The organism is Pseudomonas helvetica (assembly GCF_039908645.1).
Classification (GTDB): Bacteria; Pseudomonadota; Gammaproteobacteria; order Pseudomonadales; family Pseudomonadaceae; genus Aquipseudomonas; species Aquipseudomonas helvetica.
The window spans coordinates 3,479,748-3,502,571 of sequence record NZ_CP150917.1 but is presented as its reverse complement, the minus strand read 5'-3'; the positions used below and the strand labels follow the sequence as shown (position 1 = coordinate 3,502,571).

24 protein-coding genes and 1 pseudogene are annotated in these 22,824 nt (G+C 57.2%); 7 read left to right on the top strand and 18 right to left on the bottom strand.

Features of this window, described 5'->3' with window-relative positions; translation table 11 throughout:
- Positions 1-480 precede the first annotated feature (480 nt).
- The 4 genes from AABM55_RS16010 to AABM55_RS15995 form a co-directional block, all read right to left on the bottom strand.
- On the bottom strand, positions 481-684 hold the full coding sequence (locus AABM55_RS16010; RefSeq protein ID WP_054597553.1) for an exodeoxyribonuclease VII small subunit: 204 nt from the start codon (positions 682-684) through the stop codon (positions 481-483).
- Positions 685-907: 223 nt separating this feature from the next.
- Positions 908-1,285 carry a hypothetical protein gene (locus AABM55_RS16005; RefSeq protein WP_054597552.1) on the bottom strand — a complete coding sequence of 126 codons (378 nt, stop codon included), beginning with the start codon at positions 1,283-1,285 and terminating at the stop codon, positions 908-910.
- Between the two features lie 86 nt (positions 1,286-1,371).
- A complete protein-coding gene (locus AABM55_RS16000; protein WP_054597551.1) occupies positions 1,372-2,007 on the bottom strand; it encodes a LysE family translocator in 636 nt (211 codons plus the stop codon).
- A 308-nt stretch (positions 2,008-2,315) separates the two neighbouring features.
- Positions 2,316-3,746, bottom strand: a complete 1,431-nt coding sequence (locus AABM55_RS15995; protein ID WP_347926936.1) for a diguanylate cyclase — start codon at positions 3,744-3,746, stop codon at positions 2,316-2,318.
- 606 nt (positions 3,747-4,352) lie between these two features.
- Here AABM55_RS15995 and lpxO point away from each other — a divergent pair.
- Both lpxO and AABM55_RS15985 read left to right on the top strand, forming a co-directional pair.
- Positions 4,353-5,252, top strand: coding sequence for a lipid A hydroxylase LpxO (gene lpxO, locus AABM55_RS15990; protein ID WP_054597549.1), 900 nt, complete (start codon positions 4,353-4,355; stop codon positions 5,250-5,252).
- A gap of 172 nt (positions 5,253-5,424) precedes the next feature.
- Positions 5,425-5,802 carry a hypothetical protein gene (locus AABM55_RS15985; protein WP_347926935.1) on the top strand — a complete coding sequence of 126 codons (378 nt, stop codon included), beginning with the start codon at positions 5,425-5,427 and terminating at the stop codon, positions 5,800-5,802.
- Positions 5,803-5,827: 25 nt separating this feature from the next.
- Here the strand turns inward: AABM55_RS15985 and AABM55_RS15980 are convergent.
- A pseudogene (locus AABM55_RS15980) lies at positions 5,828-6,271 on the bottom strand (GNAT family N-acetyltransferase); the annotation flags it as partial.
- A gap of 92 nt (positions 6,272-6,363) precedes the next feature.
- Between AABM55_RS15980 and AABM55_RS15975 the strand changes: the two are divergent.
- The gene (locus AABM55_RS15975; protein WP_347926933.1) at positions 6,364-7,950 is read left to right on the top strand and encodes a RimK family protein; all 1,587 of its coding nucleotides are present in this window, start codon (positions 6,364-6,366) and stop codon (positions 7,948-7,950) included.
- 102 nt (positions 7,951-8,052) lie between these two features.
- Positions 8,053-9,093, top strand: coding sequence for an asparaginase (locus tag AABM55_RS15970; protein ID WP_347926931.1), 1,041 nt, complete (start codon positions 8,053-8,055; stop codon positions 9,091-9,093).
- 11 nt (positions 9,094-9,104) lie between these two features.
- Here AABM55_RS15970 and AABM55_RS15965 read toward each other — a convergent pair whose 3' ends face one another.
- Positions 9,105-9,440, bottom strand: coding sequence for a DUF2834 domain-containing protein (locus AABM55_RS15965; protein ID WP_347926930.1), 336 nt, complete (start codon positions 9,438-9,440; stop codon positions 9,105-9,107).
- Positions 9,441-9,686: 246 nt separating this feature from the next.
- Here AABM55_RS15965 and ilvA point away from each other — a divergent pair, with 246 nt between their 5' ends.
- Positions 9,687-10,712: a threonine ammonia-lyase, biosynthetic gene (gene ilvA, locus AABM55_RS15960; RefSeq protein WP_347926929.1), complete on the top strand. Its 1,026-nt coding sequence runs from the start codon at positions 9,687-9,689 to the stop codon at positions 10,710-10,712.
- 15 nt (positions 10,713-10,727) lie between these two features.
- Here ilvA and AABM55_RS15955 read toward each other — a convergent pair whose 3' ends face one another.
- The gene (locus AABM55_RS15955) at positions 10,728-11,033 is read right to left on the bottom strand and encodes an NIPSNAP family protein (RefSeq protein WP_347926927.1); all 306 of its coding nucleotides are present in this window, start codon (positions 11,031-11,033) and stop codon (positions 10,728-10,730) included.
- 14 nt (positions 11,034-11,047) lie between these two features.
- Positions 11,048-11,527 (bottom strand): serine protease inhibitor ecotin, encoded by a 480-nt coding sequence (gene eco, locus AABM55_RS15950; RefSeq protein WP_347926925.1) that lies wholly within the window; start codon positions 11,525-11,527, stop codon positions 11,048-11,050.
- Positions 11,528-11,845: 318 nt separating this feature from the next.
- On the opposite strand from eco, the gene AABM55_RS15945 reads away from it, so the two are divergent.
- On the top strand, positions 11,846-12,118 hold the full coding sequence (locus tag AABM55_RS15945; RefSeq protein WP_054597541.1) for a DUF1652 domain-containing protein: 273 nt from the start codon (positions 11,846-11,848) through the stop codon (positions 12,116-12,118).
- Here AABM55_RS15945 and AABM55_RS15940 read toward each other — a convergent pair.
- The 5 genes from AABM55_RS15940 to AABM55_RS15920 form a co-directional block, all read right to left on the bottom strand.
- Positions 12,115-12,513: a hypothetical protein gene (locus tag AABM55_RS15940; RefSeq protein ID WP_347926923.1), complete on the bottom strand. Its 399-nt coding sequence runs from the start codon at positions 12,511-12,513 to the stop codon at positions 12,115-12,117. The genes AABM55_RS15945 and AABM55_RS15940 overlap by 4 nt on opposite strands.
- 89 nt (positions 12,514-12,602) lie before the next feature.
- Positions 12,603-12,866: a DUF2790 domain-containing protein gene (locus AABM55_RS15935; protein ID WP_347926922.1), complete on the bottom strand. Its 264-nt coding sequence runs from the start codon at positions 12,864-12,866 to the stop codon at positions 12,603-12,605.
- 171 nt (positions 12,867-13,037) lie between these two features.
- Positions 13,038-13,706, bottom strand: a complete 669-nt coding sequence (locus AABM55_RS15930) for a hypothetical protein (protein WP_347926921.1) — start codon at positions 13,704-13,706, stop codon at positions 13,038-13,040.
- Positions 13,703-14,236, bottom strand: coding sequence for a hypothetical protein (locus tag AABM55_RS15925; protein WP_347926919.1), 534 nt, complete (start codon positions 14,234-14,236; stop codon positions 13,703-13,705). The genes AABM55_RS15930 and AABM55_RS15925 overlap by 4 nt, the downstream gene beginning before the upstream one ends.
- A gap of 81 nt (positions 14,237-14,317) precedes the next feature.
- Positions 14,318-14,995 carry a hypothetical protein gene (locus AABM55_RS15920; RefSeq protein WP_054597536.1) on the bottom strand — a complete coding sequence of 226 codons (678 nt, stop codon included), beginning with the start codon at positions 14,993-14,995 and terminating at the stop codon, positions 14,318-14,320.
- 357 nt (positions 14,996-15,352) lie between these two features.
- Here AABM55_RS15920 and AABM55_RS15915 point away from each other — a divergent pair, with 357 nt between their 5' ends.
- Positions 15,353-16,654: an OprD family porin gene (locus tag AABM55_RS15915; RefSeq protein ID WP_347926917.1), complete on the top strand. Its 1,302-nt coding sequence runs from the start codon at positions 15,353-15,355 to the stop codon at positions 16,652-16,654.
- 125 nt (positions 16,655-16,779) lie between these two features.
- On the opposite strand, the gene AABM55_RS15910 is transcribed toward AABM55_RS15915, so the two are convergent.
- From AABM55_RS15910 to AABM55_RS15890, 5 genes are all read right to left on the bottom strand, one after another.
- Positions 16,780-17,724 (bottom strand): carbohydrate kinase, encoded by a 945-nt coding sequence (locus AABM55_RS15910; RefSeq protein WP_054597534.1) that lies wholly within the window; start codon positions 17,722-17,724, stop codon positions 16,780-16,782.
- Between the two features lie 13 nt (positions 17,725-17,737).
- Positions 17,738-19,228 (bottom strand): xylulokinase, encoded by a 1,491-nt coding sequence (gene xylB / locus AABM55_RS15905; RefSeq protein WP_347926915.1) that lies wholly within the window; start codon positions 19,226-19,228, stop codon positions 17,738-17,740.
- Between the two features lie 126 nt (positions 19,229-19,354).
- Positions 19,355-20,830 carry a mannitol dehydrogenase family protein gene (locus AABM55_RS15900; protein ID WP_347926913.1) on the bottom strand — a complete coding sequence of 492 codons (1,476 nt, stop codon included), beginning with the start codon at positions 20,828-20,830 and terminating at the stop codon, positions 19,355-19,357.
- A 15-nt stretch (positions 20,831-20,845) separates the two neighbouring features.
- Positions 20,846-21,949, bottom strand: a complete 1,104-nt coding sequence (locus AABM55_RS15895) for a sn-glycerol-3-phosphate ABC transporter ATP-binding protein UgpC (RefSeq protein WP_347926911.1) — start codon at positions 21,947-21,949, stop codon at positions 20,846-20,848.
- Between the two features lie 35 nt (positions 21,950-21,984).
- A complete protein-coding gene (locus tag AABM55_RS15890; protein ID WP_054597530.1) occupies positions 21,985-22,815 on the bottom strand; it encodes a carbohydrate ABC transporter permease in 831 nt (276 codons plus the stop codon).
- Positions 22,816-22,824: the final 9 nt, after the last annotated feature.

The window sequence follows — 22,824 nt, the reverse complement described above, 5'->3', positions numbered from 1 at the left end:
CAAGGTTTCAAATGGGGTAATAGTGGTCGATGGGCGCGTCGGAAAAAACGCCAGCATTCATCCATAGAGTTGAACAGTGCTCGGTGGTTTTCGCGCATGGGACGGCAGGCCAGTAACGCCTGCCAGGCGATTTCGACGCAGGGTATCGAGCGTGCAGGCGCAGGGGATAAGCACGTCCATGGGTGAAGAACGCATCAAATGTTACCGTCCATGTAGATTTGCATCGCGAAGAATGCCCCAGGCAGACATCACATACAACGATCCTTACATTATTTAGGTTGACAGTCATATGCGTGGACCGACCTTTCACTGGCTGGCCATATATGATGCTTTGAAGGCCCAGATCAGTTGGTGTATCGTTTCAGCTGTTCGCCCGGCCATATGACTCTTTACCGGTCCAAGGATGGCAAGGTCATATGCGCAGGGCGAACGCTATATCCTCTTGAGGTGATGGAATCGCTATCCAGCCTTTACAGGGGCTCAATGGAGTGTCTTACGGCTCTCACCAATCCTGATCCGATCCAGCGCCCGATTTAACGCATTCAAGGCATCGAGAAGGGCTTTCGCCTCAGCTTCCCGGCCATCCCCCCACAGGCGTTCAGCCATCTTGTTCAGCGCCTGGATAGAGCGCTCAATTTCAGCTGCGGTCGCCGCTGCTTTATTTTCCTGCTGTTTCTTCGGCATTGCTGTAGTCCTCAAACCTGTGATCAGGTGCTGGTCGCTCAGGACGCAAACCAGACTCGACCTCCAGGATCCTGTCCGCGCCGATATGGGTGAAATCCTGGTCCCTGGGCCGGCAGGCAAAGGAATGGGCGAATCCGTTGCCTTGGGGCAGGAGGCTACTGTCCGTGATTGGCGGGAGGTTACTGGGGATTCGTACCGGAGGCATTCTCTATCGCTCGTGGCTTCAGTGCTGCTTGATACTTTTCCAGGCAACAGGTGCTAGAAGTAGTACTGCCAGCAAAAACACTGTCTGCGAAATATAGAACGTCTCCAGCCATTGTCGGTTTAGCGCCACATAGAACGTGTTATGGATCACGTCCACAACGATGATTGCAGCCGTGAAAAGGATGCCTGGTCGGGGGTTTCTGAAGAGCAAAAGTGCGGCCAGAGGATCTAAAAACGTGAGCGCTCCCCAGAACAAACGACTGGCCCATGGAGTACTGTCACCATATCCGTAGTCCCAGAGCAGCCCATGCGTAAGGCCTGCATGCAGGTGATTGGCTGTTGCAACGAGTAGGCAGCCCGCAAACAGAGCGCGGATGGCAAAAGATAATCCCGGCACGGCATCGTCCGCTGATGGTCATTGGTATCACCATCGTATCGAAATTGGCGAGCTATAAGCGACGGGCTACTGCTAGCCGATTGGGGTTAGCGCCGCCCTTCGACGATCATGCGTACGGCCAAACCCGCGAGGACCGTCCCCATCAGCCAGCGTTGCACGATCTGCCACACGGGCCTGCCTGCGAGAAATGTTGCGATGGAGCCAGCCATGACGGCAATCAGCGCGTTGACGCTCACGCTAATGACGATCTGCGTAAAGCCAAGCACGATCGATTGCGTCAGCACGCTGCCGTGGTCGGTGGGGTCGATGAACTGAGGTAGCAGCGACAAATACATGACTGCAACTTTTGGATTCAGCAGGTTGGTGACAAAGCCCATCATGAACAGCTTGCGCGGGCCATCCTTGGGCAGGTCTCGCACATGGAACGGGGAACGACCGCCGGGCTTGACCGCCTGCCAGGCCAGGTAGAGCAGATAGAGCGCGCCGCCGAGTCGCAGGGCGTCATACGCATAGGGAACGGCCATGACCAGGGCCGTGATACCCAATGCGGCGCAAAACATATAAACGACGAAACCCAATGCCACTCCGCCCAAAGAAACCAGTCCGGCCATTCGTCCCTGGCAGATCGACCGCGAGATGAGATAGATCATGTTCGGGCCGGGAGTCAGCACCATGCCGAGTGAGATCAGACCGTAGGCGAGCAGGTTGGACAGTTCGGGCATCGAGTAACTCCTAATGGATGAGATAACGAATCGAAAGCTCCGTTAAATCAATACGAGCGGTTTTCGCCACCGCTGAGGTTTGCACCTGGAGCGAACGATAGTAGGGCGGTCAACGGGAGAGTGTTAGACACAGATTGACTTGCAAAACGTCATACAGCGGTCGCAGCACCCGGTATCCACTCCCTGGGATACGTTGCAAGTTCAACGTGAGTAATGGCTTGCTCCATTAATAACAGCCAAGGTGCCTTATAGGCACCTGGCTGTTATTTACGAGAGAGCGAATAGGCTCGTGATGATCCTTATGGTGTTCAGGGCAGCGGTTGGAGGCTGGTCTTGATGGCAGTGACCACACGATTACGGCCTTGGTGTTTCGCGTGATACAGGCGTTGATCAGCTACGTGCAGAATGGCCTCGATGGTGTCGCCGTCGCGGCCAGATTGCGATATGCCGATGCTCACGGTGACCATGGTCAGCCGCTGGAAGCCGCTATTAAAAGAAGTATTTGCAACGCTGGTTCGCAGACGCTCGGCGATGACATGCGCGGCCTCTAGTGAGGTATGAGGTAGCAGTATCATGAATTCTTCCCCACCCACTCGGGCTACACCGTCATACGGTCGGATCGAATCGAGGCATTTCTGCACGAACTCTTTCAGGATGTCATCGCCAACCTGATGGCCGAAGCGATCATTGATGGACTTGAAATTGTCCAGATCAAGTGCCAACACGGAGAACGGCTCACCGCCACGGTTGGTCCGGCCAATTTCGGCTTCGACCCGCTCTATGAACCGACGCCGATTATCAGCGCCTGTCAGTGGATCGGTCGCCGCAAGGTGTCCGAGTTCCTGATTGGTGCGCTGGAGCTCCACCAGGGCGTTTTCGGTGTACTCCATAGCCTCGGCAAGACGCACCATCAGCTCCTCCTGGGTGTAAATTGTCGAGAAGGACCGCGTGGTGAGGAACGCTTGTACTACCCCATAGCTCAACAGGAAGAATCCAGCGGCGAAGATCGCATGGGCGAGCCACCACATGTGGTTCCAGGGACGTCCAAGGATGAATGCAAGAGATGACAACGCGAACGCCGTGACCGAGATGACAAAAATCACCATCAGCTGCGAACGGATACGGCGCAACAGGAGCATTGCCACGTTCAATGTGGATAGAACCAGGGCGCCACCTTCCAGCGAAAGGCGCACCGCAGGTTCGCCGGCGATTGACGAGTTCGCGACGAACGCCACTACCAGGTCAACCAGCAGGAACAGTCCTATCCAGGTCAACCACCGGCGGGGCTGCATTCGGCGGTCCGCAGCATCAGGTGGGCGGTGGTACGACAGCATTCCGACCAGCAGCAGTATCGACATGACCAGTCGAGAGGCCGGTCCATAAAGCAGGAAGAGCCAGATATTGTGATGTGCGAGCCCGGTGAACGCACCATGCAATGCATAGATCAGTACAAAACCGAGAAAACCAAGCGTCATCCATCGCAGCAGCGGCTCTCCCGATGACTGATAGCAGCGCCACGTCACGTAAGTCACAAACAAGCCTTCCAGGGTGGCTGCCGTGATCGCAATGATATGGAACGCGTGGTTCTCGAATAGAAGGGTGGGGTCCTGAAAGAAGTACAAGTAGCTGATCAGGTAGGCCGGAATAAACGCAAACCCCGCGAGCAGCAGGCCGGCATAAACCTTGATGATGAGACGGATGGCTTCAGGTGGCTCGCCGGTGGCGACGCTATTGCTCATGGCTCCCTCCAATTTTCAATATATTTTGCCAGCACCGGACCGGTAGTAGCTCCGTCGCCGCATACACGCTGCGTTGGATTTAGATTATGGAGCGCGAAATTGATCGGGCTCCGGTCTTCCATGGCTTTGGCTCCTGTGGCGATTAATAGCCTAGTCGAGTAATGACAGGGCTGCAGAAGGAGCGGTCTGAATTTGCTATCGCGAACCCCTTTGTGGAGGTCGCGACGCAGCGGTAGGAAATCTTGAGGCGACAGAGGGGCTTTCGTTCGGTCGGCAGGACACCGAGGGAGGGATTTTCAGTCTGCGTATGATTTGAGCCAGCAGGCATACGTCTATTGAGACGATCATCGCAGCTCTCAATGATGTCTTGCGTCTCGCTGAGCTGAGCAGGCGCGTTTCTGGCACAACGCCTCCACAGTTTTTCACAAATGTAGGTTAACCTTTGATTACAAAGTATGACTAAAATACGCCCCGGTGGCCATGAGCTAGCTTTCTGCTCAGACTCCCGTGCTTGACCGATTCGCTTGATCGTTGGATCTCGGACGCTGCGTTCAAATCAGGTTTGTGGCGCGCGGCATGTACTCTTCTGAACTGTGACGAATTCCCGTGAAACTCATCATTGTCTCCCTCTACGTTTTATCCATTGCGTATGTGCATCTACGTGGTCGCATCCGGCACAAACTGAGTCGCCAATTGAGTGATCATTCGACCTTTCTGGCGCCGGTCAACTGCTTCCTGTACCTGTTTTCGAAAATCCCCAACAAGCCTTATCTGAATCCGGCCGACTTCCCGGACCTGAGCCCCTTGCAGGCCAATTGGCAGGAAATTCGCGCCGAAGGCCAAAATCTGCTCAGGGCAGGGGAGATCAAACGCTCGGACCAATACGACGATGTGGGCTTCAATTCGTTCTTCAAAACCGGCTGGAAGCGCTTCTATCTGAAGTGGTATGGCGACAGCCACCCATCGGCCACCAAGCTCTGCCCGCGTACCACGGAGCTGGTACAAAGCATTGGCTCGATCAAGGCGGCGATGTTCGCCGAATTGCCACCGGGTTCGAAACTGGTCCGCCACCGTGACCCGTATGCCGGCTCGTACCGTTACCACCTGGGTCTGGACACGCCGAACGATGAGGGTTGCTACATCGACGTCGACGGCGAGCGCTACCACTGGCGTGATGGTGAGGCGGTGATGTTTGACGAGACTTACATTCACTATGCCGAGAACACCACCCAGCAAAACCGCATCATTCTGTTCTGCGACATCGAGCGCCCGCTGAAATACCGCTGGGCCACAGCGTTCAATCGCTGGTTCAGCCGTAATGTGATGTCCGCTGCTGGCGCGCCAAACGATGCGGGCGATAAAACCGGTGGCATAAACCGGTTTTTCGGAAAAATCTACAAGATCCGTCTGCGCGGTAAAGAACTGAAAAAGCGCAACCGGACGCGTTACTACCTGGAAAAGTGGGCGATTTTCGGCGGTTTGCTGGCCATTATTGTATTGATCTGAGCACGACCATTGCGCCAGCAACCTTTGCTGGCGCGGCGTTGAGGTTTCGGGCGAGTCTGCAATACGCTCAATCGGTGTGACATCTGCGCTGGAGTATTATCTTCCCAGGGATGAATCCTGCGCGTAGCGTGTTATCGAAGACCCTATCTGCATGTACTGGAGGAACTCCACCATGAACAGGTTTGTGCTCGGTACCAGTGCGTTGGCGTTGAGTGGCTTGCTTGGCACTCTGACCCAGGCCGGCGCAGACATTGGCATGCTGGCTGCCACGGTGGAGCATCCGGCCCTGCTGGCCCAGAATCTCCCTGACAACTCCGATAACCCCTACAACAGCCCGATTCGCCGGGTAAATCCCAACAGCATGCAGGGCACCCAGCCCAGCGCACCGGTTATTCGCGGGCCGAACACCGTGCCGGTTCCCCGCCCACCGACCCTCGAAAACGGCGGGATTGGCAATGGCTATCCGCGCAGCGGTACTGCGCCGGGTACAGTCAAACCGTATAGTGCGCCCAAGTCGCCATCCCGAGATTCGGACACCAGCAGTTATTGAGCGTATGGCAGGCGCTGGCTGAGCTGATACGTTTTTCCAGCCGCAAGGCATCGGCATGGTCCTCGTAGTAGTCGTGAATCAACGCAAAACGCCGGTAGCCGTTACGTTCATACAGCGCAATCGCTACCGGGTTGTCGATACGCACCTCCAGTCGCAGACAGGTGCAGTCATGCTCCAGCGCACAAGCCTCGATTCGCTCCAACAGCTGTTTGCCCAGACCAGTACCGCGGGCCTGAACCGAGGTGGCAATCGAGTACAGCCGCGCCAGCGAAGTGCGGCGGTGAAACAGCACCAAGGCGTATCCGAGCAATTGATCCGCACACTCGGCGATGATCAACTGCCCGTGAGCCCGGTTAATCATCCACTGAAAGTTACGGCGGTTAAGCCGGTCGCTGGTGAAACATTGCTGCTCAAGTTTCAGGAGTGCTGCCAGGTCAGCCGGTGCTGCAAGGCGAAAGACAAGATTCATATGACCACCGTAAAAGTTGTGTAACGAAACGGGACTTTCGAAAAACTTCGTGCTTAATAGGAAAGGTCTTGTTCTCCAACGGATCAATCACTATGTCAGCGCTACAAGGTCATTGGCGTGAAGTATCGGAGCAACGTTTACCGACAGCAATAACCAAAGCAACTTATTTATCAGAGGCTGCCAGAACCTCCAGTCAGTTGGTTATTATTGTCGAACGCAAGGAAGACTGGGCGTCTTACTTTCCCAGTGAAGACATCGTCAGTGCCCAGGAGTATCTCGAGCAAACCCGTGGCAGCGAGCAGGGCAAGCGGGTTCAGGTGATCAACCTGTGCCGCAGCTACAAGTACCTGGGACACGGTTATTACTGCTCATTGCTGGCTGAGGCTCGTGGGCACAAGGTGATTCCTTCGGTGCGAACCATCAGCGAACTCACTCGCAAGTCTCTTTATGGCCTGTCGCTGGACGATTTGGATAAAGCCTTGGATAAGGCGCTCAATAATCACCTTTACAGCGACACTGAAGGATTTACCCTGACGCTGTATTTCGGCAAGACCAATATCGAACCGTTACAGGATTTGGCGCGTCAGTTGTTTGAAGTGTTCCCCTGTCCAATCTTGCTGGTAGAGTTTCGCCGACGTAACGGCTGGCACATCGAAGGTGTCAAGTTTGGTGCGTTACATAAGTTGCGAGAAGATCAGGAAGATCACTTCGCCAACGCTCTGGACAACTTCAGTCGCAAGATCTGGCGCATGCCGCGTTCACGCCGGCTGGCCCGTTATGACCTGGCAATCCTCCACGATCCGCAGGAAGCGCTGCCGCCATCCAATGCCAGGGCGTTGGAGAATTTCGTTCGGGTGGGCAAGGGCCTGGGCATCGATGTCGAGTTGATCGAGCGCAAGGACTACGCGCGTATCGCCGAATATGACGGGTTGCTGATCCGCGAGACCACCAGCGTCGATAACCATACCTACCGATTTGCGAAAAAGGCCGAAAGTGAAGGCTTGGTGGTGATGGACGACCCGGCATCAATTCTGCGCTGTACCAACAAGGTCTACCTGACAGACTTGCTCAACAGCCATCAACTGGGCATGCCGGCCACGGAAATTCTCTACAAGGAACGACCGGAAGATTTTGAGCGGGTAGGCGAGCGACTGGGTTTTCCATTGGTGCTGAAAATTCCTGACGGCTGCTTCTCGCGAGGGGTGATCAAGGTCGAAAGTCAGCAAGCCTTGCTCGAAGCCACGGCTGAGTTGTTCGAGCACTCGGTGTTGCTGCTGGCACAGGAGTTCTTCTACACCGAGTATGACTGGCGCATTGGTGTGCTCAACCGCAAACCGATCTTCGCCTGCCAGTACTTCATGTCCAAAGGCCACTGGCAGATTTATAACCACAAAGCCAAGGGCCAGGACATCAACGGCGAGTGCCGTACCCTGGCGGTTCATGAGGCGCCCAAGGCCGTGGTGGACCTTGCAGTGAAAACCGCCAACCTCATCGGCGACGGTCTGTACGGCGTCGACCTCAAGCAGTCCGGCGACAAAGTGGTGGTGATCGAGGTCAACGACAACCCGAACATCGACGCTGGTATCGAAGATGCTTACCTGCAGGACGATCTGTATTCACTGGTACTCGAGGAGTTTGTCCGCAGACTCGAACTCAAGCGTCGCGGGCAAGTCTGGTGAACAGTCGTTCATGCCGACAACATCCTTAAGCTGAACTACGCTCCCCTGCATTAGTGCGGAGTCATCCGCGCAGGGTTTTCAAGCAATCAGCAGGAATGCCGGATGAACAGGGAACAGGCGATTGCCGCGATCGTCTACCGCGGTAATAGCATTGAAAACACTCACATCGCGCATGTCGCGGTCGTCGATGCCCAAGGCCGCTTGCTCAGCGGTTTTGGTGATCCATCGCGCATGACATTGGCCCGGTCCGCCGCCAAACCTGCGCAAGCGTTGGCGGTCATGGAAACTGGTGCACTCGAACAATTCGGTCTGGACGATGCTGACCTGGCCTTGATGTGTGGCTCCCATAGCAGCGAAACACGGCATATCCAGCGAGCGCTGGGCATGCTGGCCAAGGCCGGCGCCAGTGAAGCAGACATGCGCTGCGGCGGTCATCCGCCTATCTCGGATGAGGTCTATCGGGCCTGGATCAAAAGCGATTTTGTCCCCGGTCCGGTGTGCAGCAATTGTTCAGGTAAACACGCTGGCATGTTGGCGGCCGCCCAAGCGCTGGGTGCAACGCTGGAGGGTTATCACCTTCCAGCTCATCCGCTTCAGCAGCGGGTGATGCAGACGGTGGCTGAGGTTTGCGAGGTTTCAGGTGACGCCATTCAGTGGGCTACCGACGGCTGCAACCTGCCGACACCGGCCTTCGCGCTGGATCGCCTGGCGTTGCTCTTTGCCAAAATAGCCAGTGCTGCCGATACCGGTGAAAGTGCCCGGTCGCCACGTGAAGCTGAATTGGCGCGAATTTACCGAGCCATGGCCACATACCCTGAGCTGGTCGCCGGGAAGGGCCGTTTCTGTACAGCACTGATGAAGGCCTTCAACGGTCAACTGGTGGGCAAGGTCGGTGCCGACGCGAGCTATGCAATCGGTATACGCGGTGTGACCGACCAGCAGGCGCGGGGTATTGCGGTAAAAGTCGAGGACGGAAATCAGACCATCCTCTATGCGGTGGTCTGTGACGTGTTGACGCAACTGAGCATCGGTACGGCCGCGCAACGTGCCCAACTCAGTGCCTGGCATCACCCGCCAATGCTCAACACGGTGAAGGTACAGACTGGGCGTATCGAGCTGACGTTTTCACTGCCGCCCGTTTAGCGCTCTTCTGCTCACGCTTGCTGCCCGAAAACAGCACTGGTTTTTCGGCTGCGAAGCCCGCGCACCACCAAATACAGCAGTGGCCCGACGGAAACGAATACTGCGGTAATCAGCAGGTACGGCAGCACTGACAACACTGAATGGCCACGGCTCCGGGCATCCTTGTACATCCAGATGCCTGCGAGGGTGGCTAGCAGATAAAGGTCGATCACCACTTGGGCAGTATCGGGGCGGGACATCAGGCTGATGCCGAAATCGATGAGTGACTGCTCGGCATGGAGCATCACTGAAACGGTATAGCCAGCAAAGGCGAGAAGGGCGATCAACGGGAGTGCGACAGACTTCATGCTTTCCTTCCTTGGGACAATGAACGGTTTTCGAAGACTATCGCATTCGACAGAAAACTGGCCATTGACTTGCCTTTCGCGCGCAGCTAATTTCGAGCCATGACTTCCACCGTATCGCGCTGCCAGCCAAGCATTATTACCGCCATTCCTTATTTGGCGGGCTAGCTGACGACTGCACCCAACCCGCCCTAGAGGCGGGTTTTCATTTTCTGTCTCCGGGGCCGTGAACAAAGCCAGGAGACGTTGATGGACACCAACACCGACACTGCAACCGCCAAGCAGGCCCTGCTTGAGCGTTACGTGAAAAAAATCCTCGCCGCACCGGTTTATGAACTGGCAGTGCGCACGCCTTTGCAGGTGGCACCGGCGTTATCCGAGGTGCTGGGCAACCAGATCCTGCTCAAGCGTGAAGACCTGCAACCGACCTTTTCCTTCAAGATTCGTGGTGCCTACAACAAGCTGGCCCAACTGAGTGCCGAGCAAAAGGCTCGCGGGGTGATTACCGCCTCGGCTGGCAATCACGCCCAAGGCGTGGCACTGGCGGCGCGGGAGTTGGGGATCGAGGCGAGCATCGTCATGCCCACGTCAACGCCGGAGCTGAAAGTGATTGGTGTGCGCAGTCGTGGCGCGAATGCGGTGTTGCATGGCGAGAGCTTTCCGTTCGCCCTGGAGTACGCATTGAACCTGGCCCGGCAAACCGGCCGGACCTTTGTTTCGCCCTTCGACGATCCGGACGTGATCGCCGGGCAGGGGACGGTGGCCATGGAAATCCTGCGTCAGCATCAAGGCGCATTGGACGCAATCTTCGTCCCGGTGGGCGGCGGCGGTTTGATCGCCGGCATCGCCGCGTACGTCAAATACCTGCGGCCGGAGATCCGTATCGTCGGCGTCGAGTCGGAACACTCCGCATGCTTGCAAGCAGCAATGCTCGCGGGAGAGCGAGTGGTGTTGCCAAAAGTGGGCACCTTCGCCGATGGTGTAGCCGTCGCACAGATCGGTGAGTATGGCTTTGAAATTTGCCGCCATCATGTCGATGAAGTACTCACGGTCAGCAACGACGAACTGTGCGCGGCGATCAAGAATATCTACGACGATACCCGCTCGATCACCGAGCCATCCGGCGCGCTGGCCGTGGCCGGAATCAAGAAGTACGTGGCGCAAACCGGTGTTTGGGGGCAGACCCTGGTGGCGATCGACTCGGGGGCCAATATCAATTTTGATAGTTTGCGGCATGTGGCCGAGCGCGCCGCATTGTGCGGCGCTCCGGTGTAAGTCGCTGAAAGGGATTCAGGCGAGCAGCGGACGCAGAAACGTCCGCTCGTAACTGAGGATGAATTTCTTCTCCATCACCTGCGCCACCAACGCGGTGCTTTCGGAGTCGGTCAGGGCAATATGCCGATAGCTTTCGTAGTCGGCCAGCGAAGGAAAGCTGAACAGGCAATAAGCGATATTGCTCGCGCCTTCGGACGGTAGGAAGTACCCATGGTGCGTACCGCCCAGGCGTTCGACAACACTAAGCCAGGCCTTGGCGTAGGCTTCAAACTCGGCGAGCTGGTAAGGGTCGATCACGTATTTGACGTGGCAGGTAATCATCGTGTGTGCTCCGTTTATTCTTGACGGGCTTTCTCGACCTTGGCCGACGCCGACCAGATCCGGTAGCGCACTTCGACGTCTTTCGGCACGTAGACCACAATTGGCAGTTTGCTGTTGTATCGCAGCCGGAAACCCTCGCCGACGACCGGCACGAAGTCCTGCTTGTTCTTGCCATCCGGGCACGCCATCAGGGTGCTCATCGGGCCGATGACTTTCTCCAGTCGATAGAACGGATAACCCCAGCCTTCGAGGTTTTTTTCCTCCAGCGTGCCACCCAGACGCTGGTGATTGCAATCGACAGTCAGGGTTTTCCCGGCGAGGATTTCGACCTGGTAGCTGTCTTCCCGAGTCTGCGGCGCGAGGTGAATCACTTGGCGGGTAAAACCGGTTTCAGCCTTGGGATAGGGGGCAACGTCTTCGAGTTTCGCAGCGCTGGCCAGAGTGGACAGACCGGACAGCAGCACCGCCGCGGCGGTGAGAGTTGATGAGCGCATGATGCCTCCTTGCTCTTGGTTGAGTCGGTGAATGCGAGCATTCTTACTGTGCAGGTCGCTCAATGCAAATCACGACGGCGAAGTTGGCAACGTGAGAGATGATTAGTGGCAATCATGCGTTTTGCACGAGGTCACTTGGCGGTTCGTCGCAAATAGCTGATTTACCGACGGCCCGTCGTGCGAATTCCCGGGCATACCTTATGCTTCATTCCAGTGCATGAAAAACACGCCAGGAAAAACCGCGAGATAAGGATGGGCAAGACTGACGGCGGTTAACCCGGCGATTGATCGATGGTCCTACAAAAAGGGAGGGGTGTAATGTTTCTTTCTGCCTTGGAACTTCGCAATATCATTGAACACAGCTTTTTGCCTAAACGGTGCCAATGCACCTTGTCACCGGACTTGTCGATGACCGTCAAGGTCTACGACAACCACCGGACGGACCAACTGGATCTGCTGGTGACCGGCATCGATGCGAACGCTCTTAACGGCTGTCGTGAAATCAACGATTTGATCGCTGAGTTGCGCCACGACCTGGAGGATCACACCCCCGGCAGCCATGTGCTCGCGTCAAAGGTCCGCGCGCATTAATCCACGATTTCTGCGAGTTCGACGGGCGCACGCCGGGTCTGGAGAAATGCCAGGCCCAGCGCAATCTCCACCGCCACCGCCAGCAAGATACCCGGGCCGGCGTGGCCGTTGAGCCATTCGCCGACACCCAGTGTGGCCAGCCCGAAAACCGCCACCACGAGACCGCTGCTCAGCGCGCTACGCGAAATGGACGGCGGCGCGTTGCGAGTCTGATAAAACATCACGCCCAGCGCCACAAACAACATCGCACTGCGTCTGGCCACCAAGCCTGTCGCGTCCGAGTATCCGATACTCCAGATCGACAGCATCACCTCGGGTATAAAGCCCCAGACCAGCGCCAGCGCAAAACACAGACCAGCGGTAAACATCGACAGTGTGCGAAACGAAAACTGCATGGCGAATCCTTGCGGCAGTGAGGGGAGGCCAAAGCATAACCTTTGGCCTCGCCCATCACCAAATGCCTGGCGTTGCGCAGCGCCATGACTCAGTTCTGATAGCTGCAGGCATCCGACAGCTTGCGATAGCTGATGTATTCCTGTTTACCCACGTCGTCGATGAACTTCATCTCCGCCGTCACCACCTTGCAGTCTTGCGTTGTGGGCTCGGTCATCGAAACCACTTTCTTGACGTGCAGCGACATTCCGTAGTGATACGGCACAGGCTGGGAGGGTGCGGAGTCGGCCAGCGCCAGCCCGGTAAACCCGGTGCAGGCGAGGGCAGAGGCCACCAGTAAAGTTCGCATGTTCATGAGAAGTCTCCGGTGCAGACGTGAAGTCAGCGCGACACCTGACGATGTCGGCCCTGCCGCGCAGGGCGTCAGAAGATTCTGCGCGAACGCGGTCCAGTTAATTTTAGACCGCAGGATTAACCGGGGGTTAAGCTCGGTGGGGTTCCTAACGGACGTAGCGGGTTGATCGACTTACGGTTGAGGACCATGCAGTTCGATCAGGGGACCTCCATTTTCATCAGATGCTGGTGGTAACTCATCAAGCTCCAGATACGTGTCGCCTTTTCCGTAGACCAAATACTTGTGGGAGCTCTCATTACCCGTGTTCTCGAAAATCACGCGAGCCCCCTGTTCGGACATTTGCACCCAGCGCGGGCGATTTCTTTCGGCGAAATCGACACGCTCTATTTGCCCTGTTTTCGGGTCGTAGTAAAAAAGAGCGCCCTGGAGATAGTTCGACGTGAATTCACCAGAGACCACCAGTACGTTCATATTCGATTGATTGGATGCGCACTGCCACTGAACAGAGGTACCTCGAGAGGCATCCTGGGTGCCAAAGATAAGTCGGTTTTTTTGAGTGTGGCGGATGTTGTAGATGTAGGAGTCAACAATGGGTGAGCCACGTAACAGTTCGACCGTATTCCTGGGGCCTGCCAACTCACAGCTGACGACAGGTTTTATCTGTGGTGGTGCAGCAAAAGTATGTACGCAGAATAGGGCAAGCGAGATGCCAAGCGAAAATTGTCTCATTTGAATGATATGCCGTATGAGCCGTATTGAGTCGGAGTAAAGAGTATTAATGCGGCTAACTGCCCGGCATGTGAGCAGTGATGGAAGTGTCAATGCCAAACGTTTGCTCATTTCAAGCGTAGAACCTTAAATCCGAGCTTGTCTGGAAGAGTATCAACGCCTTCGACTTCTTCCGGCTGTCCCTTTGCATTGACGAAATCGTAGACCAGAAACTTTGCGGCGACTTCATGTCCACTGTTTGGAATGACGAGTCGCATCTGTTCACGCCCGACATAGAGCCAGCGAGGAAGCGCTTTTTCAGAAAAATCAATCCGTTCGGTAGCGTGACTTATTGGATTCTTTCGTAAGAGGACTCCCTTGGAGTACGGAGTTCCGTAGTTGAGTGCGAATATCAAGCCGGACGCAACACACTTGGCCATGACAATCTGTCCGACAAAATCAGCGTTCGGCATATCGGAAAATGCACTCTGGATATTCCCGTCGACTTTCAAAAACAGCTTCTGACCTTCCAAAGTCGATGTGGCCAACAGCGATGCATGCGTTCCATCGGAGAATGGACAGCTGAGGATCGCCTTGATGGGTTCTGCGTAAGCAGGGCCGCCCACCAACAGAGCTATCGTATACAGCCAAATTTTTCTCATTTGACCATGTTCTTTAATATTTGCGCCGAGGCGGGTTAAAGGGAGAGGGACACAAAAAGGGTCACGCTGGTCAGAAGAGGCTCAGGGCGCGACGCATGACTCCTTGGCCGAGACGGGCACTCGGCTCAAAAACAGCTGCAAACCTTGCTGATACGAATCCGCGTCCATCACATCGCTATGCCTGGGGATGTGATAGGCCTTGTCCTCACGATACAGTTTGGCGCAGGCAACGGAGTAGAAGTCGGGCGTTACTGTGAGACGCGCAATCTGCCCCCAGGCCAGCCTACTTATGGCGCCTTTGCCCCTGGTATTGATCAGGGTGAAGCCCTGGTCGTCGAATTGCAGGCGATAACCACCTTCAGCTGCCTTGAGGGAAATGCGCAATTTCATTGCTATGAGACGCTGGTTCGCGCTGCGAAAAGGCGCGCGCGGCTTGGCACGGTTGTCGGCGATACGTTCACGTAAATGGCTTAGCAGGCGACCGGAGTAGACCCGCCAGAACACCAAGAAGATCACCCCAAACAGCGCCATGGAGATGAACTTCTGAGTGCTGAACTCGCGCGCAGGGAAATAGATTGCCAGCATGCCGCCAACCAGGCCCAGGAGAAACAGCAGCGGGGCGATCAGGCGGTCCTGAAAGCGTGCGACATAGCCCAGCAGTCGGGCCTGCTGTTGATCATGCTTGAGCATCTCGCGCTCCAGCAGTTTGCCGATCCTGATCTCGGTATGCTTGGGGGTAATGCTGAATTGCAATTCCATGACGTTGAATCCGAAGTCCGTTTCCTGATAAGGGCGGGAGTTTACGTGTTTACGCTGCTCCTGGCATACGTAACCAGTCGGACAGAATGCGCCTCTAGGGTCGTGGCTAGTCTGGTCTTGTCACCGAAAAAACGATGAGTACGTGTTCATTAAGCGCTATCGGTAACTCATCGGCGGGCAGTAATTGGCAGTCATTTTCAGACTAAAGTCGTCTGTATCAGCTAGCAGCCATCTGCCACTATTGGCAATCACCCCCGTAACTTTTCACTTCATCACGGCGAACCTTTTCGCTGGATGAACGCTATTTGTGTTGGCTGATTGTCCTGCCGCAAAGATGCGCTGTTGGAGCTTTTTTTCATGCGTCCCCCGTTTCCCCTCATCACACCGTGCCCGGTTCTGGGCTTCGGCGCTTTGCTGCTGTGCGCAGGTTTTACCGCGCAGTCCCAGGCCAGCGGTTTTATCGAAGACAGCAGCGTCAAAGTCGAATCGCGCACGGTGTATTTCAACCGCGATTTTCGTGATGGTCATACCTCGAACGAGCAGGGTGCGTCGAAGCGTGACGAGTCGGCCCAGGGTTTCATTCTCAATCTGCAATCGGGCTACACCGAAGGCACCGTAGGGTTCGGCGTCGATGCGTTGGGCATGCTCGGGCTCAAACTCGATTCCAGCCCCGACAGCAGCAACAGCGGCTTGTTGCCGTCCACCGGCGAGAATCCACGTGGCTCGAAAGACCAATACGCCAAGCTGGGCCTGACGGCCAAAGTCCGCGTTTCGCAAAGCGTCCTGAAGTACGGCGCGTTGCTACCGGATCTGCCGCTGCTGAAATACAACGACGGTCGTCTGCTGCCGACGATGTTCAACGGTGCGATGCTCACATCGAAAGAATTCAAGGACCTGACCTTCACGGCCGCTCGCCTGGACAAATACACCGCTCGGGATTCCACCGACGCCCAGGACATCCGCGTGCACTGCAAGAACAAGCGTTACGCCTGCAACGTCACGGCCGATCACTTCGATATGTATGGCATCGATTACAAGATCAACGAGCGCCTGACCGCTCAGTATCATTACGCCGAACTGGAAGATATCTACCGTCAGCACTTTGTCGGTTTGCTGGCCAATCAGCCATTAGGCTCGGGCCTGTTGAAGGCTGACCTGCGCGTATTCGACAGTGCCGACAGCGGCGCCGCTCGCGCCGGCTCCATCGAGAACCGTGCCTTGAGTGGCATGCTCGGCTACACCCTTGGCGGTCACACGCTAAGCGCCGGCTGGCAGCGAATGATCGGTGATAACTCGATGCCGTACCTGGATGGCAGTAACCCGTATCTGGTCAACTATGTGCAGGTCAACGACTTCGCTGCGGCCCAGGAACGCTCCTGGCAGTTGCGCTACGACTACGACTTCAAGGCCGTCGGCCTCAATGGCTTGAGCTTCCTGACCCGCTATGTGAATGGCGATCAGATCAAGGTGCCGGGCAGCGAGCAGGAAGGCAAGGAGTGGGAGCGCGACAGCGAGCTCAAGTATGTAGTGCAGAGCGGGACGTTCAAGGATCTGAGCCTGCGGCTGCGCAACGCGACGTATCGGAGCAACTACGAGAAGTTCGCCCGGGATGTGGATGAGACCCGGTTGATTGTGAGTTACAACTTCTCAGTGTTGTGACAGTGAGAGTGGTGGTGTGAGGTAGACCGCTTTCGCGGGCAAGCCTTGCTCCTACGGGTGATCAATGTCGTCAAGTAACACGTGACCTGTAGGAGCAAAGCTTGCTCGCGAAGAGGCCCTCACATTCAGCGCATTTCCAACTGATGCCGGTACGGCAAATCCGGCCCGGTCTTGCTGCACGTCAGGGCGGCTGCGCTGATGGCGAACCTGAGCATCGCGTCGATCTGTTCGCGGCTCAAGCGCTGCAAGCCGTCGACTGAATCGAGCTGTTGCTCGGTCAGCCAGGTGATCAATGCAGCCTGGAAAGTGTCACCGGCACCAACGGTGTCGGCAATGACCACCTTGCTTGCCGGCGCGGACCAACTGCCATGACGACGGCTGAACACCGTCGCACCCTGGCCGCCGCGGGTCAGGAACACCAATTGGCAGCGATGTTCGAGCCAGCTGTCGATCACACTCTGCGGCTCGCGCCCCGGATACAGCAGGCTCAAGTCTTCGTCGCTGACCTTGATCAGGTCGGCGTATTTCATCAACTCGGCAATCCGCGAACGCCACAATTCGATGTCCGGCTCGGGATTAAGCCGTACATTCGGATCGAGGCTGATCAGGCGTTTACCGCTTTCCCGACGTACCAGCGCCAGCAGTGTGTCGGCAATCGGTTGCACCACCAGCGAGAACGAGCCGATGTGCAGACCGCGCACCTCATCACTCAACTCTGGCAGATGGGCGAGCGTGAGCTGGCGATCAGCGCAACCTTCACCGCGAAAGCTGTAATGTGGCGAGCCATTGGCACCGACCGCGACCATCGCCAGGGTGGTTGGCGCGTCGAAGTCCAGCAAGTAATCAGCACGTACCCCTTCATCAGCTAACACCTGCTGCAAGCGACGGCCGAGGTAGTCGGTGGACAGCCCGGCGAACAGCGCCGAGTCCACCCCCAATCGACGTAAGCCGACCGCCACGTTGAATGGTGATCCGCCGGCAATTGCCTTGTAATTCACGGTCGAAGCCTGACTGCTGGCCGCGTTTTCGCTGAAGAAATCGAACAGTGCTTCTCCACACACCAGATACATAGTTGTTCACTCTTTAAAGGGTTGCGACCTGTTGGCGATAACGCTCATAGGCCTGTTGGTAGGCCGCTACATTCACCGCAACGGGTTGGGTTTCGCTGCTGGGGTCGAGGCTGACACAGCGCTCGCACAACGCCAACAGACTTTGCTGGGTACCGGCGGCCGACTCGCACCACGCCGCCTGAATCGCTGCACCGAGGGCTGCGGCCTCGCTGTGTTCGGTGCACACCACCGGGGTATTCATGATGTCGGCGACCATCTGCCGCCATGCCGGGCTTTTTGAGCCACCACCGGTGAGGCGAATGCTGCGGCTCTGCAATCCGTTGTGACGCAATAGGTCCAGACCATAACGCAAACCGAAAGTGGTGCCTTCAACCACCGCGCGGCAGAGGTTGGCCTGGGTCAGGTTGCTCATGTTCAGCCCCAGCAGGCTGCCGGTGGCATGGGGCAGGGCGGGGACGCGCTCGCCGTTGAGGAACGGCAGCATGCTCACGCCTTCGGCGCCAATCGGTGACTGCTCGACCCGGGCATTGAATTGTGAGAGGTCGAGATCGAACAGCTCACGCACGGCGCTGGTCGCGTTGGTCAGGTTCATTGTGCAAATCAACGGCAGCCAGCCGCCACTGGAGGAGCAGAACGTTGCGACTGCCGCGTCCGGGCTGACGTTGGGCTGTTCGGCGTAGGCATACACGGTGCCCGAAGAGCCCAGGCTCATGGTGATTGCACCGGGCTGGATATTGCCGGTGCCGAGGGCGCCCATCATGTTGTCGCCGCCACCGCTGGCGACCAGCGCCTTTGGGTTGATGCCCAATCGTTCGGCGATGTCCGGCAAAATCGTGCCGACCGCCTGATGCGCCTCCAGCAGTTCGGGCAGCGCCGCTTGCAAGCGCCCACTGGGGTCGATGTCACGAAGTAGCTGCAGATCCCATTGGCGGCTTCGCACATTGAAGTAGCCGGTACCCGAAGCATCGCCGAACTCGCTGCAGCAGCGCCCGGTCAGCCAATAGTTGAGGTAGTCGTGGGGCAACAGAATGTGAGCGATGCGGGCGAAAATTTGCGGATGCTGCTCTTGGGTCCATAACAGTTTGGACACGGTATAGCCCGGTGCGATGGCCACGCCGAGGCGTTCCAACGAGCCACTTTCGCCGCCCAGATGAGTCAGCAATCGCTGGTTTTCTGCGGTGGTTTCAGTGTCGCACCAGAGCTTGGCCGGGCGCAGGACCTGACCTTGTTCATCGAGCAGGACCAGGCCATGTTGCTGGCCTGAGACGCCGATGCCGAGAATCTCCCGACCGCTGATGTTGGCGGCGAGTAAGGCCTGGCGAGTGGCGAGGGTCAAGGCTTCAAGCCATTGGGCCGGGTCTTGTTCACGACGGCCATTGGCGCTGCTGATCAGGCTGTGGGCGGCGGCGCCTTGACCGAGAACTTTACCGCTGCGCGAATCGAGGATCAGCGCTTTGGTGCCCTGGGTGCCGCAGTCGATGCCGAGGAATAATCGGTTTGTCATGGAAACACCCTGCCAAAGATCGTTCCCACGCTCCGCGCGGGAATACCTCAATGGACGCTCTGCGTCCGCTTCTGGATGTGACGCGGAGCGTCACGGGTTGCATTCCTTTGCTGCGCGTGGGAACGATCAACCGGCCAACACCCGCTCCAGCGTCCGCGTCACGCCATGCTCACGCAAGCTGTTGCAGCACCATTCAAACGCTGCAACAAACTCCGCAGAGTGGGGGATCGCCGTGCCAAAGATTTCCTCAACCTCCAGCATCCGCTGAGTGATCAACGCATCATCGGCCACCAGCGCCTGACAGAACTCTGCCCGTGGGTCGGGAATCGGGTAGGTATCGCCATTCTCATCCACGCCCTTCAAATAAATCGCCCACGCGGCCACTACCAATGCCGCACGCTTGGTCTCGCGACCATCGGCAATCAAGCGGTTGATGGTTGGTACGGTGAATTTCGGAAACTTCGATGAGCCGTCGGAGCAAACCCGCGCCAGTTGATCGGCAATCGCCTGATTGGAGAAACGCTCGACCAGGGTGTTCTTGTACTGCGTCAGGTCGATGCCCGGCACCGGCGCCAATTGCGGCGTTACGTCGAGGTCCATATAGGCGCGCATGTAACGCACGAACAACGGATCGTTCATGGTTTCGTGGACGAAGCGATAGCCCTTGAGAAAGCCCAGGTAGGTCAGGGCCAGGTGACTGCCGTTGAGCAGTTTGATTTTCATCTCTTCGTAAGGCGTGACGTCGTCGGTGAACTGCACACCGACTTTTTCCCAGGCCGGACGACCGTTGACGAAGTTGTCTTCCAGCACCCATTGCACGAAAGGTTCGCAGACCACTGGCCATAGATCGTCGATGCCGTGTTCGTCGTGCAGGTGCAAGCGGTGAGCCGAGCTGGTCATCGGTGTGATGCGGTCGACCATGGCGTTGGGGAAACTGACGTTTGCGCCGATCCAGTCCCGCAGATCGGCATCGCGCAGGGCGGCGAAGGCCAGCAGGGCCTTACGGGTGACCGCGCCGTTGTGTGGCAGGTTATCGCAGGACATCAGGGTGAACGCTGGAATGCCGGTGGCGCGGCGTTTGGCCAGGGCCGCACAGAGGAAACCGAACACGGTTTTCGGTGCGTTCGGATGCGCCAGGTCATGCTGGATCTGTGGCAGCTGGGCCATGAACTCACCCGTGCTGTCGTCAATGCAATAACCCCCCTCGGTGATGGTCAGCGAGACGATGCGAATGTCCGGGCTGGCGAGTTTATCGATCAGCGCCTGGGTGTCGTCTTCGGCCAGCAGCATGTCGCTGATGGCACCGATGACCCGTACTTCGGTGTCGCCGCTGTCGCCCAGTTCAAACAGCGTGAACAGGTAATCCTGGCTGGCCAGGTCATCCCGGGCGCGGCGATCTTCGGCACGCAGGCCGATGCCGCAGATGCTCCAGTCCAGGCCTTCTCCAGTGTTCATCAAGGCATCGGTGTAATAGGCCTGATGGGCGCGATGGAAACCGCCGACGCCGATGTGTGCGATACCTTGGCGAGTCGCACTCAGGGTGTAGGCGGGCAGAGCCACTTCAGGTGCCAGACGGGTAAGGTTGGGCTTGTTCAGTTTCATGTCGGATCTCGGCAATCAGGCAGCGGCACGCAGCGGTCTGGCCACTGCCACCCCGTTGGCATCGAATAAGTGGCAGTGTTCGGCGTCCAGGTGCAGGCTAAGTTGTTCGCCATAACGACTCGCCAGATCGCCGCGAATGCGCATGGTCAGGGCTTCACCGGAGGCGGTCAGCACGTGGCAGAAGGTGTCGCTGCCCAGGCGTTCGCTGACGTCGGCGGTGACTTGCAAGGTGCAGTCGCCGGGTAACGCGAGGTTCAGGTGTTCCGGACGAATACCCAGCGTCACCGCGCCGCCAATGCTCAGGTTGGCACCGCTCAGCGGCAATGTGATGCGAGTGCCGGCGTCCAGTAGCACTTCGCAGTTCTGGCGTTCGACACGGGTGACCTTGCCCTTGAGAAAGCCCATTTTCGGGGTGCCGAGAAAGCCTGCGACAAACAGGTTGGCCGGCTGGTGATAGAGCTCCAGCGGCGAGCCGACCTGTTCGATCCGGCCACCGTTGAGCACCACGACCTTGTCAGCCAGGGTCATGGCTTCGACCTGGTCGTGGGTCACGTAGATCATCGTTGCCTGCAGTTCTTTATGCAGTCGTGCCAGCTCCAGGCGCATCTGTACTCGCAGGGCGGCGTCGAGGTTGGACAGTGGTTCATCGAACAGGAAGATTTTCGGGTTGCGCACAATCGCCCGGCCAATCGCCACGCGCTGACGCTGACCACCGGAGAGCTGTTTCGGCTTGCGTTCGAGCATCGGCCCGAGTTCGAGAATCCGTGCCGCTTCGTTGACTTTTTTCTCCACCTCGGCCTTGTTCACTCCGGCCAGGTCGAGGGCGAAGGACATGTTCTTGCGCACGCTCATGTGCGGATACAAGGCGTAGGTCTGGAATACCATCGCCAGGTCACGCTTGGCCGGGCTGACTTCGGTGATGTCGCGGCCATCGAGTTCGATGGTGCCGGCGCTGACTTCTTCAAGCCCGGCGATCAGCCGTAGCAAGGTTGATTTACCACACCCGGACGGGCCTACGAAGACCACGAACTCGCGGTCGTTCACTTCAAGGTCGATGCCTTTGATGATGGAAAAGCCTTCGAAACCTTTTTGCAGATTCTTGATTTTCAGATGGGCCATGACGGGCCTCCGCTTTTAATGATTCGAAAGGGGCGTTATTTCACGGCGCCGAAGGACAGGCCGCGGACCAGTTGTTTCTGGCTGATCCAGCCGAAGATCAGGATCGGTGCGCAGGCCAGCGTCGAGACCGCCGACAACTTGGCCCAGAACAACCCTTCGGGACTGGAGTACGAGGCGATCAATGCAGTCAATGGCGCGGCTTTGGAGGAGGTGAGGTTCAGCGACCAGAACGCCTCGTTCCAGCACAGGATCAACGACAGCAACACGGTCGATGCCAGTCCGCCCTTGGCAATCGGCAGCAGCACCCGGACCATTTCCTGCCACAGCGTGGCGCCATCCAGGCGCGCGGCTTCGAGGATGTCCTTGGGAATGTCCTTGAAGTAGGTGTAAATCATCCAGACCACAATCGGCAGGTTGATCAACGTGTAGATGATGATCAGCGCGATCCGCGTATCGAGCAGGCCGAAACTCTTGGCCAGCAGGTAGATCGGCATCAGCACGCCGACTGGCGGCAGCATCTTGGTCGAGAGCATCCACAGCAGCGTGCCCTTGGTGCGCTGGGTTTCGTAGAACGCCATGGAGTACGCCGCCGGCACCGCGATCAGCAGGCACAGGGCCGTCGCGCTGAACGAAATCACCACCGAGTTCCAGGCGAAGCTGAAGTAGCCGCTGCGCTCGTTGACGTGCAGGTAGTTCTCTAAAGTTGGCGTGAAGATGAACTGCGGCGGCGTGGCGAACGCGTCGATTTCGGTTTTGAAACTGGTCAGCACCATCCAGAAGATCGGGAAGAAAATCAGGATCGCGATGGCCCAGGCCAGGGTACCGAGCAACAGGCTTTGCAGGCGGCGGGTTTGTTGAAGAGTCATGGCGCAGGC

Coding starts and splice junctions, on each gene's coding strand:
- AABM55_RS16010 (WP_054597553.1), bottom strand. CDS start 684: ATGCCGAAGAAACAGCAGGAAAATAAAGCAGCGGCGACCGCAGCTGAA.
- AABM55_RS16000 (WP_054597551.1), bottom strand. CDS start 2,007: ATGCCCGAACTGTCCAACCTGCTCGCCTACGGTCTGATCTCACTCGGC.
- AABM55_RS15995 (WP_347926936.1), bottom strand. CDS start 3,746: ATGAGCAATAGCGTCGCCACCGGCGAGCCACCTGAAGCCATCCGTCTC.
- AABM55_RS15985 (WP_347926935.1), top strand. CDS start 5,425: ATGAACAGGTTTGTGCTCGGTACCAGTGCGTTGGCGTTGAGTGGCTTG.
- AABM55_RS15975 (WP_347926933.1), top strand. CDS start 6,364: ATGTCAGCGCTACAAGGTCATTGGCGTGAAGTATCGGAGCAACGTTTA.
- AABM55_RS15970 (WP_347926931.1), top strand. CDS start 8,053: ATGAACAGGGAACAGGCGATTGCCGCGATCGTCTACCGCGGTAATAGC.
- AABM55_RS15965 (WP_347926930.1), bottom strand. CDS start 9,440: ATGAAGTCTGTCGCACTCCCGTTGATCGCCCTTCTCGCCTTTGCTGGC.
- ilvA (WP_347926929.1), top strand. CDS start 9,687: ATGGACACCAACACCGACACTGCAACCGCCAAGCAGGCCCTGCTTGAG.
- AABM55_RS15955 (WP_347926927.1), bottom strand. CDS start 11,033: ATGATTACCTGCCACGTCAAATACGTGATCGACCCTTACCAGCTCGCC.
- eco (WP_347926925.1), bottom strand. CDS start 11,527: ATGCGCTCATCAACTCTCACCGCCGCGGCGGTGCTGCTGTCCGGTCTG.
- AABM55_RS15945 (WP_054597541.1), top strand. CDS start 11,846: ATGTTTCTTTCTGCCTTGGAACTTCGCAATATCATTGAACACAGCTTT.
- AABM55_RS15940 (WP_347926923.1), bottom strand. CDS start 12,513: ATGCAGTTTTCGTTTCGCACACTGTCGATGTTTACCGCTGGTCTGTGT.
- AABM55_RS15935 (WP_347926922.1), bottom strand. CDS start 12,866: ATGAACATGCGAACTTTACTGGTGGCCTCTGCCCTCGCCTGCACCGGG.
- AABM55_RS15930 (WP_347926921.1), bottom strand. CDS start 13,706: ATGAGCAAACGTTTGGCATTGACACTTCCATCACTGCTCACATGCCGG.
- AABM55_RS15925 (WP_347926919.1), bottom strand. CDS start 14,236: ATGAGAAAAATTTGGCTGTATACGATAGCTCTGTTGGTGGGCGGCCCT.
- AABM55_RS15920 (WP_054597536.1), bottom strand. CDS start 14,995: ATGGAATTGCAATTCAGCATTACCCCCAAGCATACCGAGATCAGGATC.
- AABM55_RS15915 (WP_347926917.1), top strand. CDS start 15,353: ATGCGTCCCCCGTTTCCCCTCATCACACCGTGCCCGGTTCTGGGCTTC.
- AABM55_RS15910 (WP_054597534.1), bottom strand. CDS start 17,724: ATGTATCTGGTGTGTGGAGAAGCACTGTTCGATTTCTTCAGCGAAAAC.
- xylB (WP_347926915.1), bottom strand. CDS start 19,228: ATGACAAACCGATTATTCCTCGGCATCGACTGCGGCACCCAGGGCACC.
- AABM55_RS15900 (WP_347926913.1), bottom strand. CDS start 20,830: ATGAAACTGAACAAGCCCAACCTTACCCGTCTGGCACCTGAAGTGGCT.
- AABM55_RS15895 (WP_347926911.1), bottom strand. CDS start 21,949: ATGGCCCATCTGAAAATCAAGAATCTGCAAAAAGGTTTCGAAGGCTTT.
- AABM55_RS15890 (WP_054597530.1), bottom strand. CDS start 22,815: ATGACTCTTCAACAAACCCGCCGCCTGCAAAGCCTGTTGCTCGGTACC.